This is a genomic window from Pseudomonas monachiensis (genome assembly GCF_047345015.1).
Lineage (GTDB): Bacteria > Pseudomonadota > Gammaproteobacteria > Pseudomonadales > Pseudomonadaceae > Aquipseudomonas > Aquipseudomonas monachiensis.
The window spans coordinates 4,325,465-4,341,744 of the sequence record NZ_CP178857.1 but is presented as its reverse complement, the minus strand read 5'-3'; the positions used below and the strand labels follow the sequence as shown (position 1 = coordinate 4,341,744).

General features: G+C 59.9%; 14 protein-coding genes. 5 read left to right on the top strand and 9 right to left on the bottom strand.

Annotated features, from left to right (window positions below):
- Positions 1-27: 27 nt before the first annotated feature.
- The 9 genes from ACMDB8_RS19345 to ACMDB8_RS19305 form a co-directional block, all read right to left on the bottom strand.
- Positions 28-945, bottom strand: a complete 918-nt coding sequence (locus ACMDB8_RS19345) for a LysR family transcriptional regulator (protein ID WP_056722740.1) — start codon at positions 943-945, stop codon at positions 28-30.
- Positions 946-1,084: 139 nt separating this feature from the next.
- Complete coding sequence (locus tag ACMDB8_RS19340) at positions 1,085-2,215, bottom strand: glycosyltransferase family 4 protein (protein WP_056722738.1); 1,131 nt, start codon at positions 2,213-2,215, stop codon at positions 1,085-1,087.
- The gene (locus ACMDB8_RS19335; protein WP_056722736.1) at positions 2,216-3,346 is read right to left on the bottom strand and encodes a glycosyltransferase family 4 protein; all 1,131 of its coding nucleotides are present in this window, start codon (positions 3,344-3,346) and stop codon (positions 2,216-2,218) included.
- The gene (locus ACMDB8_RS19330; RefSeq protein WP_056722734.1) at positions 3,330-4,697 is read right to left on the bottom strand and encodes a glycosyltransferase family 4 protein; all 1,368 of its coding nucleotides are present in this window, start codon (positions 4,695-4,697) and stop codon (positions 3,330-3,332) included. The genes ACMDB8_RS19335 and ACMDB8_RS19330 overlap by 17 nt, the downstream gene beginning before the upstream one ends.
- Positions 4,694-5,947, bottom strand: a complete 1,254-nt coding sequence (locus ACMDB8_RS19325; protein ID WP_056722732.1) for an ABC transporter ATP-binding protein — start codon at positions 5,945-5,947, stop codon at positions 4,694-4,696. The genes ACMDB8_RS19330 and ACMDB8_RS19325 overlap by 4 nt, the downstream gene beginning before the upstream one ends.
- On the bottom strand, positions 5,947-6,744 hold the full coding sequence (locus ACMDB8_RS19320; protein WP_409079208.1) for an ABC transporter permease: 798 nt from the start codon (positions 6,742-6,744) through the stop codon (positions 5,947-5,949). Before ACMDB8_RS19320 ends, ACMDB8_RS19325 begins: the two co-directional genes overlap by 1 nt.
- On the bottom strand, positions 6,745-8,187 hold the full coding sequence (locus ACMDB8_RS19315; protein WP_056722725.1) for a mannose-1-phosphate guanylyltransferase/mannose-6-phosphate isomerase: 1,443 nt from the start codon (positions 8,185-8,187) through the stop codon (positions 6,745-6,747). It lies immediately after the preceding gene.
- Between the two features lie 3 nt (positions 8,188-8,190).
- Positions 8,191-9,162, bottom strand: coding sequence for a GDP-mannose 4,6-dehydratase (gene gmd, locus ACMDB8_RS19310; RefSeq protein WP_056722724.1), 972 nt, complete (start codon positions 9,160-9,162; stop codon positions 8,191-8,193).
- A complete protein-coding gene (locus ACMDB8_RS19305; protein ID WP_056722753.1) occupies positions 9,159-10,073 on the bottom strand; it encodes a GDP-mannose 4,6-dehydratase in 915 nt (304 codons plus the stop codon). The genes gmd and ACMDB8_RS19305 overlap by 4 nt, the downstream gene beginning before the upstream one ends.
- Before the next feature lie 425 nt (positions 10,074-10,498).
- On the opposite strand from ACMDB8_RS19305, the gene ACMDB8_RS19300 reads away from it, so the two are divergent.
- From ACMDB8_RS19300 to ACMDB8_RS19280, 5 genes are read left to right on the top strand one after another with little or no spacing between them, the layout of a single operon-like run.
- Positions 10,499-12,076, top strand: coding sequence for a glycosyltransferase (locus tag ACMDB8_RS19300; protein WP_409079207.1), 1,578 nt, complete (start codon positions 10,499-10,501; stop codon positions 12,074-12,076).
- Positions 12,070-13,365: a glycosyltransferase gene (locus ACMDB8_RS19295; protein WP_409079206.1), complete on the top strand. Its 1,296-nt coding sequence runs from the start codon at positions 12,070-12,072 to the stop codon at positions 13,363-13,365. Before ACMDB8_RS19300 ends, ACMDB8_RS19295 begins: the two co-directional genes overlap by 7 nt.
- Positions 13,362-14,246, top strand: coding sequence for a class I SAM-dependent methyltransferase (locus tag ACMDB8_RS19290; protein WP_409079205.1), 885 nt, complete (start codon positions 13,362-13,364; stop codon positions 14,244-14,246). Before ACMDB8_RS19295 ends, ACMDB8_RS19290 begins: the two co-directional genes overlap by 4 nt.
- The gene (locus ACMDB8_RS19285; RefSeq protein WP_409079204.1) at positions 14,243-15,400 is read left to right on the top strand and encodes an acyltransferase family protein; all 1,158 of its coding nucleotides are present in this window, start codon (positions 14,243-14,245) and stop codon (positions 15,398-15,400) included. Before ACMDB8_RS19290 ends, ACMDB8_RS19285 begins: the two co-directional genes overlap by 4 nt.
- Positions 15,394-16,227: a class I SAM-dependent methyltransferase gene (locus ACMDB8_RS19280; RefSeq protein ID WP_409079203.1), complete on the top strand. Its 834-nt coding sequence runs from the start codon at positions 15,394-15,396 to the stop codon at positions 16,225-16,227. Before ACMDB8_RS19285 ends, ACMDB8_RS19280 begins: the two co-directional genes overlap by 7 nt.
- The last annotated feature ends 53 nt before the right edge of the window (positions 16,228-16,280 follow it).

The window sequence follows — 16,280 nt, the reverse complement described above, 5'->3', positions numbered from 1 at the left end:
TAAAAATCCCCGGCTCGCTCGCTGCGTTTAGTCCGTCAGCCGTTGTTGCAGGCTTTCGAGAAAGATCGTCTCGGCCCGGCTCATGCGCTGCTCGCGGTTCCACAGCAAATGAATGTCCACATCGGCAATCCCTTCGTGGGGCGGCAGGCGCCAGAGCAATCCGGCGTCGACGTCCGCCGCCACCACGTGTTCGGGTAAGCAACCGATACCGAAGCCGGCGATCACCAGTCGCCGGACTTCTTCCAGGCTCGGTGACGACGCGACGATACGGCCGCTGAAACCCTGCTGATCGCGAAAAATCGTCAGCGGCGAGAGCATGCCGCCGATCTGGTCGCTGGTGAAGCTGACGAAGTTTTCCCGCTGCAAATCCCCTTCGGCGACGTCCTGTTGGCCGAACAATGCATGATGCTTGCCGCAGAAAAACGCATAGCGCTGACGCAGGAACAAACGCTGCTCCAGGCGCGGTTGCGGGCGCCGATTGAGGCTCAGGCCAAGGGTCGCGGTTTTTTCCTGGAGGGCGCTGACGATGTCGGAACTGCGCATCACATCGACTTCCAGATCCACTCGCGGGTGCTGTCGATGAAAGTCCGCAAGGAAGTCGTCGAAGCGCTCGGAGAAGATCCGGCTGATGATCAGCAACCGCACTTTGCCGATCACTTCATCGGCCGGTTGTTCCAGCACGCTGCTGACCTGGGACATTTGCCCGTAGATTTCCCCGGCCAGGGCGAAGATCTGCTCGCCGACTTCGGTCAGGGCAAAGCGTGGCCCGCGACGGGCAATCAGTTGGCGGCCCAGTTGTTCTTCCAGGCGCTTGAGTGCCTGGCTCACTGCCGGTTGCGTCAGGTGCAGGCGGGCGGCGGCGCGGCTGATGCTCTGCTCCTGGCCAATCACCCGAAAGGTGCGCAGCAGGTTCCAGTCCAGGCGGTCATTGAGCAGGCGTTGCATAGGCGCTCAGCAGAAAGTCAGGGGCCGATAGGGAGAGTCGACGGCTTGCACACATTCTGCGCAAGCCGTGGAGAATCTGCAGTCGCGGGATCGTAACACTGTTGGAGCGCAGCTGAGGCAATTCGGATCTGCAAAAAACTCATGCGTAGGCGAGGGCTTTTTCTTCCAGCAGTTCCTCATACAAGGCCGTCCATTTGCGGCCCATTTCATCCGCCGTGAACAGATTTTGATAACGGGCCTGGGCCTTCTCGCCCATTTGCGCCGCCAGCACCGGTTTTTCCCAAAGCGTGCGCATCGCCTCGCGAAATGCCGGTGGATTGCTCGGTGGCACCACCAGTCCGGTCTCGTTATGAATGTTGATGTAACTGGTGCCAGTGCCAATTTCACTGGAGATCATCGGTTTACCATACATCGCGCCTTCCAGCAGCGAAATGCCAAAGGCTTCGGAGCGCAGGTGCGATGGAAACACGATGGCATAGCTCAGTTGCAGCAGCGCTACTTTGTCCTCGTCCCCCAGACGCCCGAGGAAGTGAACATTGCGCAAACCCAAGGCGGCCGCCTGGGCATGCAGCTCTACTTCCAGTGGGCCGGCACCGACAATCACAGTCGGGTAATCCAGGTCCTTCAGGGCGTCGAGCAGGATGTGCAAACCTTTGTAGTAGCGCATCACACCCACAAACAGAAAGAACTTATCGCCTAGCTTTTGCCGCCAGTGAGCCGTTCGATCACTGTCCGGCTGAGGGTAACCTGTCTTGTTCAACCCATAGGGGATCACTCGGGTCTTGTGTTGAAACTGTTGCAACACATCACTGGTGTGCAGGTAATTGGGCGATGCAGCGACGATCCGGTCGGCGCTGTGCAGAAAGCGATTCATCAGCGGCCGGTAAAGTTTGAGCAGGTGTTTCTGGCGGATGATGTCCGAGTGGTACGTCACCACGCTGGGTTTATTCAGGCCACTGGCGAAATGCACCAGGTCCATGAATGGCCATGGAAAGTGGTAATTGACCACGTCGGCCTCGGCTGCCAGCTCGCGAAACTGTTTGAAGACGCTCCAGGAAAACCCTGTGGAGGCGAACTGAATGTCGAGCCTGGCTCGATGGACTTCATGCTGGGCGATCTGCATCACCGGCGGTGTCGGGTCGGCACTGAGCGTCAGCACCTTGCCTTCAACGCCGTGCAGGGCACCGCTTTCGCACAACTGGAAAATCACTTGTTCGATCCCGCCGACCGAGTCAGGCAGGTACGTCTTGAAAAAATGAAGAACTCGCATTCAACCTCCCATTGCCTGGCGGTAAGCGCTGGCCGTGACTTGCGCACAGCGTTCCCAGGTAAAAAGCCTTGCCTGTACCAACCCGGCTTCTCGGCATGCCTGCCAATGCGCTAGATCCTCGATCAGACGACTCATTGCATCGCGCAAGCCGTCGGTTTCATCCGGTTCAACATAGTTACCCGCAGAGCCTGCCACTTCGGGCATGGCTGAGCGACTGGTCAGAATGACCGGCGTGCCGCAGGCCATGGCCTCCAGCACCGGCAGGCCAAAACCTTCGTAAAGCGACGGAAAAATCAATGCCCGGGCACCGGCCAACAGCTGCGCAACGTGCTCGTCAGGCAGATAGCCGAGCAAACAGACATGACCGCAGGCCAGGGCCTGATGCAACTCTTCGCTGAACTGCTCGCGCTGCCAGCCGGCCATGCCGACGATCAGCAATGGAAAACGCTGACGGACTGATTCCGGCAATCGCGCGTGGGCGCGCAGGGCGAGGGACAGGTTCTTGCGCGGTTCCAGGGTACCGACACAGAGGAAGTATTCCCGCGCTTCGACGCCATGGGTCTTGAGTACGGCGTCGATAGCCTCGGGGAATCGCGGGTGAAAACGCGCGGCTACACCCAGCGGTGCGACGACAAATCGCTCGGCCGGTAATCCGAAATGCGCCTGGGCTTCGTCAGCAATGAACTGCGAGTCGGTAAGAATCAGGCTTGCCTGTCGCACGCCATCGGTCACGCGCCGTTCGATTTCTCGCAAGCGCGCCGGTGGCTGCGTTTCGGGATAGTGCAGGTGAGTCAGGTCATGCAGGGTGATGACGGTCGGGCCGTCGAACGACAGCGGCCACAAACTCGGTTCGTGATAGAGATCGATGGCTTGCGCGCGGCCTTGATCGAAGCGTTTCTGCTCCAGCCACCGTCGGGCCTGATAGGCGCCCGGGATCTGTCGCAGCAATGGTGTCAGCCGGGAATAGCCGGGCATGGCTGCCTCAGGCAGCACAGAGCTCCAGCCCCAGCCATGAAACAACGCCAGTTCAACATCCGGTTCACTCGCCAAGGCGTTCGCCAGTTCGGCGACGTAATGGCCGATGCCGGTACGTGGCGCCTGGAGTATCCGCGCGTTAAGGGCAATTCGCATGTTGCCTCTCTTGCATGAGCGGCACGTCGACAAGATTGCGCAGGGTGCGTTCAGCCAATTGCGCACTGGCTTCACGCCAGCCGATCCAGCGCCAGTCCACGACGTCGCGAGTGGCCGGGAATTGACCGCTGTTCTCGAAACCAATGACCAGATCAGCCAGGCTTTTTGGCTCGGCCAGATCGAAGTACGCCATGAACTCGCCGCCTATTTCACGAAAGACCGCAATGTCGCTACCCATGGCCGGCAGTCCACGCTGCATGGCTTCTACCAGCGGCAGGCCGAAGCCTTCCACAAAAGACGGAAACACCAGTGAGCTGGCATGGTGGTAGGCATGCTCGAGGCTGGTGTCGCTCAGGTCATTGAACATGAACAGTCGTTGGTTCAGTTGGGGGTGATTGCGTATCCGGGCCAGCAGCGCATCGCATTTCCAGCCGATTCGCCCGGCAATGCACAGGCGGGCATTGGAGCCTGCCGCCCAGGCCCGTTCGAAGGCGTCCAGCAGGTAGTCGTGGTTCTTGCGCGGTTCGATGGTACTGACCATCAAAAATACCGGTTCCGGCGTCGCGAACAGCCGCGCAAGACGCGGTTCCACGGCTTCGCTGACTTCGCTCAAATCAAGTTCGGAGCCCAGGTGGAAATAGTCGAACCACAATGCATTGGCCTTGGCCGAGCCCAGGCGGCGCTGAACCTCATCACGCACCTGGTCACGCACCGTGGCGGAAATGGCCACGTAGCCATCGGCGGTTTGAGTGATCCAGTCGAACCACTCGTTGAACACCTGCACCAGCCGTGTGTCGTAGAACTGTGGGTGAGTCAGGGGAATCAAATCGTAGATCACTGAAACAATGCCCACGCCTTCACGTTTGAGCTGTTCGGCAAACGGGAAAAAGTCGGTGTGCCAGGACGAATCCAGCAACACCAGTTGATCTCCCGGTTGGTGCTGCAGCGGCGTGCAACGTTTGGGCAGTTGATACTGGTTGATGCCTTCGATCACACGCAGTGGAAGGCCGAAACAGGTAACCGCTGTCACCCGGTAGGCCACGTGCAGCAGGCGCTTGATCACTCGCGAGTTGCTTCGGTTGTGCAGGCGCTGATGCAGTTGCCAGAAGCGGTGAGCCAAGCGCCCAAGTCGTCCGCCAAAGGTCATCAAGGCATCGAAAATCGGAATGTTCAGCGCGCCGAGTTTCAGTACCCGATAGAGTTTGCCTTTAAGCAATACAACCGGGATGCATTCAACGCCGTCCACAGACCCCGGTAGCTGATTGACGACGTTGCGCACCACTCGCTGAATGCCCGAATTGACCTTGGGGTGCTGGAATACGTGCGTGCACTCCACCAAAAGACGCGTCATGGCGTGATCTCCGGAGTGACCGGCGCGCTCGAGCGCGAGACAGTGGTCTTCGCGGCCAGCCACGAGCAGCCGACAAAATCTTCGTGCCGGTTGTTGATCACATGGAACACCAACCCGTAATCGCGCCACTCGAAGTTGCGGTCCAGGTGCGAGTCCAGGCGTGACAAGCTCAACGCCACGGAATAGTTACCCTTGCCCAACCCCATGACGAAAGCAAAGCGATAAGTCACGCGCTCGCCAGCCTGCAGATCGGTCAGCGCCTGATCCTGGCGATGGGTGTTGATGCCGTACATGGCCTGGCCCAGGCGATCCTTGATCATGAAGCCCAGTACCAGCCGTTCGATGTCCTGGCGAACCTCGACATTCACCTCCAGCACGACCGGCTGGCCGACTTCGGCGGCGTCGATGGAGCGTTCATTTTTGTCGAGCAAGCGTACGGTCAGAATCCTGGCTTCACCCGTTCCCGAAATGGTACTGAACTGGCCGCCGGCGAGAGCTTCCTGGCGCACGGTCTGTCCCTCACGCTCGGCGAGCAGGGCGTTGTAGTAATCCATGACGGTTTCGGGCTTGTCGTGCATGGCCATATGGCCGTTTTCCAGGAGAATCGCCGAGTCGCAGATCGACTGAATCGCCCCACGGTCATGGGAGACGATCAGCAGCGTGGTACCGGCTTTGCGAAAGCTGCGGATGCGGTCGAAACTTTTGTGCTGAAAGTAGGCGTCGCCCACCGACAGTGCTTCGTCGACGATCAATATGTCCGGGCGCCGCGCGGTGGCCACGCTGAACGCCAGACGCATTTGCATACCGCTGGAATAGGTGCGTACCGGGTGGTCGATGGCGTCGCCTATTTCCGCGAAACGTTCGATTTCCGGCATCAACGCTTCTATCTCTTCGACCTGCATGCCCAGCAGTTGCCCGGCCATGACCGCATTCTGCCGACCGGTAAAGTCCGCATGAAAACCCATGCCCAATTCCAGCAGGGCGGCGACGCTGCCTTCGAGCTCAATGGTTCCGCAGGTGGGTTGGGTGGTGCCGGTGATCATCTTCAACAAGGTGCTTTTGCCGGCACCGTTGATCCCGACGATACCCACCGATTCTCCGGGGGCAATCTGGAAGGTCACGTCCTGTAGCACCCAGTGCTGACGATGGCGGATCGGCGAGAACGGGACTAGCCATTCAACCAGTCGACTCCAGCGTGTAGGGTATTGTTTATAGGCCTTGCCCAGGCCGGTGACGCGTATGTGTCCCATCAGAGTTCATCCACCATTTCACCGACTCTCTGCCGAAACAGCCGCAGCCCGATGAAGAAGAGCAATACGCTGGCGACCATGATCGGCAGCAGCGAACTCCAGACAGGCCATTGGCCGTACAGGAAGATGTTCTGGTAGCTGGTGATCAGGTTGGTCAGGGGATTGAGTTGCAGCAAGCGCTGGACCCAATCGGGCAGGATGCTCATCGGATAAACGATTGGCGTCAGCCAGAACCAGAATTGCAGACAGATGGCGAAAAATTGCCCGACATCGCGAAAAAACACATTCACTACGCCAAGAATAATCCCCAGCCCGGCACAGAACATCACCTGTAATACCAATAGAGGAATGAGCGCCAACAGCACAAGGCCCGGTAGTCGACCGGTGATCAACAGAAAACCGAGGAACAGGCTGATGATGATTGCGAAGTTGATACCGGCATTCAACAGCACGATCACGGGCAAGCAGATCCGTGGGAAGCTGATTTTTTTCAGCAGATTGGCGTTATCCAGAAACATGTTCTGGCTGCGCACCGTGATTTCTGCAAACAGTCCCCAGGTCAACAACCCGGCGCAGAGATAGATGCTGTAGGCCATGCCGTCATCTACCCCTGGCAAACGGGCACGCATGATGTGGGAAAAAATCACGGTGTAGACAATGATCATCGACAGCGGATTGAGCACGGTCCACAGGGCACCGAACAACGAATTGCGATAACGCGCCTGAAACTCTCGCTGGACGCTACCGAGGATGAACCCCCGATAGCTGCTCAGCGTGCGGTAAAGGGAAAGCAGCATTCAAACCGTCCTGCCGTATTGATCTTCGAAGCGGACGATGTCGTCCTCTCCCAGGTATTCGCCGCTTTGCACTTCGATGATCACAAGGTCGATCACGCCGGGATTCTCCAGGCGATGCTTGTGACCGGCGGCAATGAAGGTCGATTCGTTCTTGGCCACCAGATGAGTGCCGGTGCCATTGTTGGTGACCTTGGCCATGCCTTCGACCACCACCCAGTGTTCATTGCGATGGTGGTGCATCTGCAACGACAACTTGGCACCGGGCTTGACCACGATGCGTTTGATCTTGAAGCGCGGGCCTTCCTCCAGCACGGTGTAGGTACCCCATGGCCGGCTGACCGTACGGTGCAGGCGATAGGCTTCGTGCTCTTTGTCCTTGAGTTGCCTGGCCACCCGGCGCACATCCTGGGCGCGGTCGGCGTGGGCCACCAGCACCGCGTCGGCGGTGTCGACGATAATCAGGTTATCCACGCCCACGGTCGCGACCAGACGGTTGTCGCTCTGGACGAAGTTGTTGTGGCTGTCGATGAAAACCGACTCGCCGACGGTGCGGTTGTTTTGTGCATCCGCCGGTACCAGTGCGGCCACCGCACCCCAGGAGCCGATGTCGCTCCAGTCGAAACGGGCGGGCACGACGACCACCTTGTCGGAGCGCTCCATCAACGCATAGTCGATGGAAATGTCCATGATTTCGCCGAACAGGGCCGGCGACAGTTCCTGCTGCAGGCTCCCCGCGTTTTCCACTGCGGCGCTGGCGGCCATGCAGGTCTGCGCCTGCTCCAGCAAATCGGGAGCATGGATTTGCAGTTCGGCCAGTACGCTGGCAACCGAGAAGCAGAACATCCCGGAGTTCCACAGGAAATTGCCGCTTTCCAGGTAATGAGTCGCGGTTTGCAGGTCCGGTTTTTCGACGAAACGCCGCACGCCGGCAGCGCCTTTGTCGTCCAGCGGTGTGCCGGCTTCAATGTAGCCAAAACCGGTTTCCGGAGCGGTCGGCACCACACCGAAGGTCACCAGGTGACCGCTCCTGGCCAATGTCATGGCATGCTCGACCGCCTCCTTGAGCGCATCGACATTGACGATCAGATGGTCGGCGGGCATGACCAGCATGATCGCCTCGTCGCCATGCAGGGCCTGGAGGGAGAGGGCGGCGGCAGCGATGGCCGGCGCCGTGTTGCGCCCCGTCGGCTCCAGCAGGAAGTGCCCGCGATGACGGCCCAGGTGCGCGTCCCGAAAGTGATCCTTGCTCTGGAAGTAGTATTCGCGGTTGGTCACCGTGACGATATCGCCCCAGCCGTCGAGCAGGTCCGCGGCACGCCGATAGGTCTTGCCCAGAAGCGACTGGCCGTCAGGCAAGGCCATGAACGGTTTGGGATGGCCTTCACGCGACACCGGCCACAACCTTGTCCCGGCACCGCCGGAGAGAATCACGGGAATCAGCATGGCCTACTCCTTGGCGACGCGTTTCATGTCCGCATCCATCATCATGCGGATCAAGGTATCCAGGTCGGTTTTTGGTTTCCAGCCCAGCACACGCTGGGCCTTGGCCGGGTTGCCGAGCAGCACTTCGACTTCGGCCGGGCGGAAGAACGCCGGGTCGATCTTCACGAAGTCGCGGTAGTTCAGGCCTACGTGATCGAAGGCGATCCGGCACATCTCGCGCACCGTGGTGGTCACGCCGGTGGCCACCACGAAGTCGTCGGGTTTGTCCTGTTGCAGCATCAGCCACATGGCTTCGACGTAGTCCCCGGCAAAGCCCCAATCGCGCTTGGCGTCGATGTTGCCCAGGCGCAGTTCCTGCTGCTTGCCCTGCTTGATGCGGGCGGCGGCGTCGGTGACTTTGCGCGTCACGAACTCGATGCCGCGCAGCGGAGACTCATGGTTGAACAGAATGCCGCTGCTGGCATGCAGGTTGAAACTTTCGCGGTAGTTCACGGTGATCCAGTGGCCGTACAACTTGGCCACGCCATAAGGGCTGCGTGGATAGAACGGCGTGTTCTCGTCCTGCTGCTCGGCCTGGATCAGACCGAACATTTCGCTGGTGGACGCCTGGTAGAAACGCGTGTGCGGGCTGAACTGACGAATCGCTTCGAGCAAGTGGGTAACACCCAGGCCGTCGACGATGCCGGTGGTCACCGGTTGATCCCAGGAGGCCGCGACAAAGCTTTGCGCGGCGAGGTTGTAGACCTCGTCCGGCGCCGACTTGATCACCGCGCGCTGCACAGAACAGGCATCGGCCATGTCGCCATCCAGGTAGACGATGTCCGCCTCGACCCCCATCTCGCGCAAGCGCCAGCGCGAGTCGCTGCTGCGGCGCGCGACCAGGCCGTGGACCTTGTAACCCTTGTCGAGCAGCAGCTTGGCCAGATACGCGCCATCCTGGCCGGTGATGCCTGTGATCAATGCACTTTTAGTCATACTTGTCGTACTCGCGTCTCCCAGTCGGACAGGATCGCCCGCAGGGATTGTTGTGTTGTGATTTCAGATTTCCATCCAGTGGTTTCGACCAGCCTGGCAGGGCTGCCGCACACGCGGCGCTGATCCGCGCGGCGAAGTCGCGCAGGGTCCTGGACCAGTTGCAGGTCGACCTGGGCAAGATCTGCCAGCTGTTCGATCAGGCGGCGAATGCTCTGCTCGCGCCCCGAGCAAATGTTGTAGACCTGCCCCGGCGTACCTTTTTCCAGCAAGGCCAGGTAAGCCGAGACCACGTCCCCGACATCAAGGAAATCGCGCGTGACGTCGATGTCCCCGACCTCCAGTTGGGGCCCTTGCAGGCCTTGCTTGATCCGGCAGATCTGACGTGCGGCGCTGGCGATGACGAAGCTGTCTTTCTGCCCTGTGCCGATGTGGTTGAACGGGCGGGCGACCAGTACGGGCCAGTCTTCGCTCAGGCCCCACTGCAAGCTCAGGAACTCTGCCGACAGTTTGCTCACGGCATAGGGATTGCGCGGGCAGGGTGGTTGCAATTCAGTGATGGGCAGATGCTCTTCAGCGACCTGGCCATAGACATCGCCGGAGCTGACGTACAGAAACGTGCCGTTGAAGCCGCGCGCCTTGAGAGCTTGCAGCAGGTTCAGGGTGCCCAGCAGATTGATGTTCAGCGTGCGCGCCGGATCACGAAAGGCCTCCGGGACGAAAGTCTGGCCGGCCAGGTGGATCACCGCATCGGGCATTTCCGGCCACAAGCCTTCAAGGCTGTCCGGCGCAGAGAGATCGTAGCGGCAAGGAACAGGCAGCAGCTTCCATTCCGAATTCTCAGCCTGCAAACGCGATTGGATGTGTTGTCCTACAAATCCAGTCAGACCCGTGACAAATAGACGTTTTCTCAACAGCGACCCCCGGGTCATACATTTCATCCATTTCCTAAAGGCTTAATGGAAGGGTCTCACGAACCAACAGGATTACTCATGAAGACGGACGAAATGTTTTGTTGTAGTTGTTTGGTATCCAATCTGTGCCATTTGCTCGGCAATTTCAACAAGTCCAATAGTGACTGGCCAGTTCTCGTCAGCGTAGCCTGATTTATTCTCGTCGGGCGGTTCACGAATCCTCAACGGATGTGGTTAGAATGCCCCTCGTCACGATTATCCGGGGTTCGGCAGCGTCGCTTCGAAACTGCGAGAAACTGACCACTAAAACAAGAACGAAGACGGGCAGCAAGACGATGGGCGAGCGCCAGTAAACACTGACTCGAACCGTATCCTCCCCGTCATAGCGTGAGGCTGCCGGGATGGCGGCCTCACCGTGGGATGCCATGAATTTCATTCTTTACTCCGACGTCAACGACAGCTCCATCAGCCAGAGCCTCGGTCGTCCCGAATACAGTTACTACTTCGTGCTCAAGGCCTATCGCCCTGTGCTCGAAAGCCTGGGGCGAGTGCATGTGGTGTCCTCCACCGCCGAGGTCGATCCGCTCTACAAACAATTATTGGCCGCTGGCGAAGACAGTCTGTTCCTGTCGTTTACGCCGCCGCAGAAAACCCCGAACGACCTTGAGTGCCCGACGATTTGCGTGGTGGCCTGGGAGTTTGATTCGATTCCCGATGAACAATGGGATAACGACCCGCGCCAGGACTGGACGCAAATGCTGGCGCGGCAGGGCCGGGTGATCACGCTCTCCAGCCATACCGCCCGGGCGATTCGTCGGGCCATGGGCGAAGACTTCCCGGTACTGGTGTTGCCGACGCCGTTGTGGGAAAACTTCGCCGACATTCGTAGTCGCCACACCAGCGTCCCGATCTGCGCCGGCTCGACCCTGGACATCAAGGGTTGCATCTTCGATACGCGCACACTCGGGCTGAGCGCCGATGCACTGATTCCCGTCGTGCCGACCGCCGAGGAACTGGCGGCGCTCGAGGCTGAACTGGAGGCATTGAAGCCACCGCCGCTGACACTCAAGCGCCGCTTGGTGATTGCCCGCCATTACCTGCATATGTGGCGCCTGGACAAAGGTAAATCGCTGCCGATCCCGGTGCATCGCACGCATTTTCTAAGCCAGTGGTACTGGGAAGGGATACGCGACTTGTTGTCGCAAGCCGCCCATGAGCGTCTCGCTGGCTGGTTGCCGGCCATCGCCGGCCCACAGACGATGGCAGTACCCGAGCCAGAACCGCGACAGTGGCCGGATACCACAGCCCTGGTCGAAACACAGGTTGACGGTGTGGTGTATGTCACCGTGTTCAACCCGCGTGACGGTCGCAAGAATTGGCATCAACTGATCACTGCATTCTGCTGGGCGTTCCGCGAAACGCCTGATGCGACACTGGTGCTGAAAGTTACCCAAAGCGATCTGTCGTCCTACCACGACGAACTGATGACGTTGCTCGCGCAGCTTTCTCCGTTCGCCTGTCGGGTGGTGGTCATGCACGGCTACCTGGACGACCCGCAATATGCCCGGTTGTACGAGGCCGCCAGTTACTACGTCAATGCCTCGCGCTGCGAAGGGCTGTGCCTGCCGCTGATGGAGTTCATGGCCAGTGGTAAACCGGTGATTGCCCCGGATCACACGGCCATGGAGGACTACATCGATGAACGTGTGGCGTTTGTGGTCAAGTCCAGCGAGGAGCTGACCATCTGGCCGCAGGACTCTCGCATCATCTACCGCACCCTGCGTTACCGGCCGGATTGGGGTTCGCTGAAAACCGCTTACGAAAACAGCTACCGCCTGGCCAAGGAGCAACCGCTGGAGTATCAGCGCATGTCCCTCGCCGCCGTCGAGCGCATGCACGATTACTGCGCTTTCGCTCCGGTGCAGAAACGCATGGCGGATTTTTTCGGGCTGGCGCCACAGGCTTTGCCGACAGCAACCGTGACGGATACCGCCTCATGCTGATCATCATTCATTCGGAAACCAACCAGCACACCATTGCCCAGAACCTTGGCCGCTCGGAGTACAGCTATTACTTCGTGCTCAAGGAGTACCGACCCGTGCTGGAGCGGCTGGGGCGAGTGGTAGAAGTCAGCGACCCGCGGACCGAAGTCGATGTGTTGTACATGGACTGTTTGTCCCGTGGTGAAGCGTGCGTGTTCCTGTCGTTCTCACCGCCTCATCGCACGCCGGTCAATTTCGCCTGCCCGACGCTGCCGGTGTTCGCGTGGGAATTCAGCACCATCCCCAACGAACCCTTTGCCGGTGACCCGCTCAATGACTGGCGCACGGTGTTGCGGGCAGCGGGTGCGGCGATTACCCATTCCAGCTACACCGTGAATGCGGTGCGCGAGGCGATGGGCGACGACTATCCGGTCATCGCGGTACCGGCCCCGGTATGGGACCGTTTTTCCGAGCGCGGCGCCCACTTGCAACGTCAGCCCTTGGCCAGTCAAGTGCGTTTGACGCTCAAGGGGTTACTGGCAGACAGCCGCGAACTCGACTTGCGAGCCTTCGGCCCCGTGGCCACTCGCCAAGGTGCGGGTATTGATTTCAAGGCCCCGCCGAGTGAGCACGAGTTGGTCCTCGACGGCGTGATTTACACCTCGGTGTTCAACCCAAGTGACGGGCGCAAGAATTGGGAAGACATGCTCAGTGCCTTTTGCGTGACGTTTCGCGAGGTGGACGACGCAACGCTGGTGCTCAAACTGACGCACCACGATGCCGAAGAAGCGCTGACCGATATCCTTCACCACTTATACAAAAACCAGTCTTACCGCTGCCGGGTCGTGCTGATTTACGGCTATCTGGCTGACGCGGACTATGAGCAGCTGGTGCAAGCCACGAGTTACGTGGTCAACACGTCCTATGGCGAAGGCCAATGTCTTCCGCTGATGGAGTTCATGTCCTGTGGCAAACCGGCGGTGGCGCCACGGACCACGGCGATGCTCGATTATCTGGATGCCGATAATGCATTCCTGATTGACTCCACCGATGAGCTGACGGCCTGGCCTCATGACCCGCGCAGGGCGTTTCGCACCTTGCGCTACGTCACCAATTGGGCGTCGTTGTGCAGGGCTTACCAATCAAGCTATGACGTGGCCAAGGGTGATCCCGGGCGTTATGCACAGATGTCCGCGCACGCAGTGGCCAGCCTCAGTAAGTTCTGCAGTCAGGCCACTGCCGGGCAACGGCTTGGCGTATTTTTTGAGCGCCTGTTCGAGAGCCGTGCCGTGGAAACCCCTGAGGCATGATTCGCGCATGGGTCAGACGTTTCTTTGCAGAGACGAAACCCGAGCCACGGCCCGCGCCGTCGCCGGTCGAGCAATCCCGTGTGTCGCCAAGAGACGTGGGCTTGCACGATGCAATGCATGACGGCTGGTTTTCGGGCGACAGCGGCGAATTGCTCAAAGGCTTTGCCATTACCGCCGGCGACACTTTGCTGGATGTCGGTTGTGGCGAAGGGGTTGCGACCTTGTTTGCGGTGCGTCAAGGCGCGTCGGTGATATTCACCGACAGTGAGCACGACAAGGTCCGCGACCTGGCGCGGCAAGTGGACGCGCAGTCGGATAAAGCGAATCTCGGTCTGGTCAGCAACAGCCTGCCGCTGCCTCTGGCCGATGGTTGCGCGAGCAAAGTCGTGTGCATGGAAGTGCTCGAACACATCGACCAGCCAGAACCCTTCATGGCCGAACTCGTGCGCATGGGTCGCCCCGGTGCACTGTACCTGCTGAGCGTACCGTCCCCGGTGGGCGAGCATCTGCAGAAAGGCATTGCCCCTGCCAGCTATTTTCAATCGCCCAATCACGTGCAGATTTTCAGCCCCGAGCGATTCGCCGCGCTGGTGGAAGACGCGGGCCTGGTCATCGAGCATCGTCAAGCCACCGGGTTTTTCTGGGTCATGGGCATGATTTTTTTCTGGGCCAGCGAGCGGGCTGCCGGGCGTGAACTGGGTGGCGCGGTTCGCGACCGGATTCAGGCGCCTTATCCGCCGCTGATGGAGAGCTGGGCGAAAACCTGGCAGGACTTGCTGGCCCAGCCCGACGGGTTGGCGATCAAGCAGATGCTGGACCGGTTCATGCCCAAGAGCCAGGTGATCATTGCCCGCAAACCCCATGTCCAGGAGGGCGCATGAGCAACGAAAAACGGATCATGGACGTCGAGTTGCTGCGCGGCATAGCGGTGCTTGGCGTGCTGTTTCATCACCTGCAGGACAGCCTGTTCGCGGCGGCTGTGCCGTTGTTCCAGGCCATCACGTTGTACAGCCAGCCGTGGTGGGGCGTGGATCTGTTTTTTGCGATCTCGGGCTTCGTCATTGCCCGCAGCCTGATCCCGGCCTTGCGCCGTTGCACCACGGGTCAAGAGTATTGGCAACAGACGCGCAATTTCTGGTTGCGCCGGGCCTTTCGATTGCTGCCGTCGGCCTGGCTGTGGCTGGCGCTGATGTTGCTGGCATGCCTTTTCCTCAACCGCTCCGGCGCGTTCGGTACCCTGCACGCGAACATTCAGGCGACGCTGGCCGGCATCGCCCAGTACGCCAACTTCCGCTTTGCCGACAGTTTTTATCGCTACGAGTATGGCACCAGTTTCGTGTACTGGAGCCTGTCGCTGGAAGAGCAGTTCTACCTGCTGTTTCCACTGATGATCGTGCTGTTTCGCAAGCACCTGGTGTGGGCATTGCTGGCGCTGGTGGCGGTGCAGTTGTTGACCCTGCGCACGCCGATCCTGATGGTGGTGCGCACCGACGCGCTGGCCCTTGGCGTGCTGTTGGCGATGTGGAGCGTGCAGCCTTCATACCGGCGCTGGGAGCCGACTTTCCTGCGTCGCCCCTGGGCCGGCTTGTCGGCATTGCTCGGCGTTGCACTGGTGCTCGGTTTCATGGCAACGGACCGTTTCACCTTTACCCATTACCGGATCGGTGTGATTGCGCTGTTGTGTGCGCTGCTGGTGTGGATCGCGTCCTACAACCGTGATTACCTGATGCCCAAGGGAATGTTCAAGAACCTGATGACCTGGGTCGGCAGTCGCTCCTACGGGATTTACCTGATCCATATCCCGGCCTACTTGCTGGTTCGTGAGTTCATTTTCCGGTTACAGGCTGCCGGGCTGCCCAGTCCGGCTGGCCATCCGATTCTGATGTTGCTGATGGCTGGCAGCCTGATCGTGCTGCTGAGCGAACTCAACTATCGCTTCATTGAAATGCCCATGCGCAACCGCGGCGCCTCGCTGGTCAAACGCCTGGGCACCTCCCGAACAGCCGTCCCATCCTCTGGAGCCACCTCATGCTGAGCCTTTTGAAAAAACTCACGGCGGGCACGCCCGCGCCTGTGCAGCCAGAGGCACCGCCCGCGGCGCCAGTGGCGGAGAAGGTCGATCCCTACATGCTCGGCCTGCACGACGCGATGCTCAGCGGCTGGTTCAATCAGCAGACTGGCGAACTGTTCACCGGTTTCCCGGTGACCCCCGAGGACACGCTGCTCGATGTTGGCTGCGGCGACGGCGGCAACGTGCATTTCTGCGGGATGCGCGGGGCGAAGATCATCATCGCCGATATCGACGCGGCCAAGGTCGAAGCGACCCGCCAGCGCCTTAGCGATACGCCGGCCCGCGACGTCGAATGCCACGTCACCGACTGCAACCCGCTGCCGATTGCCGATGGGACCGCCACGCGGGTGGTGTCCACCGAAGTCATCGAGCACGTGGACGATCCGGCGCAGTTCCTCGCTGAGCTGGTGCGCGTCGGTAAACCGGGCGCGCTGTATCTGCTGAGCGTCCCGCACCCCAGCTCCGAAGACCTGCAGAAAGATATCGCGGCGGCCGAGTATTTCCAGAAGCCCAACCACATCCGCATTATCAGCGAAGCGCAGTTCAAGGCCATGGTCAGCGATGCCGGCCTGGAAGTGATCAGCCACAGCCAGTACGGGTTCTACTGGTCGATGTGGATGCTGTTGTTCTGGGAAGCCAAGGTCGATTTCAGCAACCCGGACCATCCGTTGCTCAACCACTGGGCGGATACCTGGCAGGCGATCCTGGCTTCGCCACGGGGCGCACAGATCAAGCAGGCGCTGGATGCGGTGGTGGCGAAAAGCCAGGTGATCATTGCGCGCAAGCCCTGATCAGCAAAGCTCACCCGGGCGAGGCCGCGAACTCAAGCCTGATCGCCCGGGTA

What these genes read in the sequence shown, in the direction of transcription:
- ACMDB8_RS19335 (WP_056722736.1), bottom strand. Translation starts at nt 3,346, where the DNA reads ATGCGAATTGCCCTTAACGCGCGGATACTCCAGGCGCCACGTACCGGC.
- ACMDB8_RS19295 (WP_409079206.1), top strand. Translation starts at nt 12,070, where the DNA reads ATGCTGATCATCATTCATTCGGAAACCAACCAGCACACCATTGCCCAG.
- ACMDB8_RS19325 (WP_056722732.1), bottom strand. Translation starts at nt 5,947, where the DNA reads ATGGGACACATACGCGTCACCGGCCTGGGCAAGGCCTATAAACAATAC.
- ACMDB8_RS19345 (WP_056722740.1), bottom strand. Translation starts at nt 945, where the DNA reads ATGCAACGCCTGCTCAATGACCGCCTGGACTGGAACCTGCTGCGCACC.
- ACMDB8_RS19320 (WP_409079208.1), bottom strand. Translation starts at nt 6,744, where the DNA reads ATGCTGCTTTCCCTTTACCGCACGCTGAGCAGCTATCGGGGGTTCATC.
- ACMDB8_RS19300 (WP_409079207.1), top strand. Translation starts at nt 10,499, where the DNA reads ATGAATTTCATTCTTTACTCCGACGTCAACGACAGCTCCATCAGCCAG.
- gmd (WP_056722724.1), bottom strand. Translation starts at nt 9,162, where the DNA reads ATGACTAAAAGTGCATTGATCACAGGCATCACCGGCCAGGATGGCGCG.
- ACMDB8_RS19285 (WP_409079204.1), top strand. Translation starts at nt 14,243, where the DNA reads ATGAGCAACGAAAAACGGATCATGGACGTCGAGTTGCTGCGCGGCATA.
- ACMDB8_RS19340 (WP_056722738.1), bottom strand. Translation starts at nt 2,215, where the DNA reads ATGCGAGTTCTTCATTTTTTCAAGACGTACCTGCCTGACTCGGTCGGC.
- ACMDB8_RS19280 (WP_409079203.1), top strand. Translation starts at nt 15,394, where the DNA reads ATGCTGAGCCTTTTGAAAAAACTCACGGCGGGCACGCCCGCGCCTGTG.
- ACMDB8_RS19290 (WP_409079205.1), top strand. Translation starts at nt 13,362, where the DNA reads ATGATTCGCGCATGGGTCAGACGTTTCTTTGCAGAGACGAAACCCGAG.
- ACMDB8_RS19330 (WP_056722734.1), bottom strand. Translation starts at nt 4,697, where the DNA reads ATGACGCGTCTTTTGGTGGAGTGCACGCACGTATTCCAGCACCCCAAG.
- ACMDB8_RS19315 (WP_056722725.1), bottom strand. Translation starts at nt 8,187, where the DNA reads ATGCTGATTCCCGTGATTCTCTCCGGCGGTGCCGGGACAAGGTTGTGG.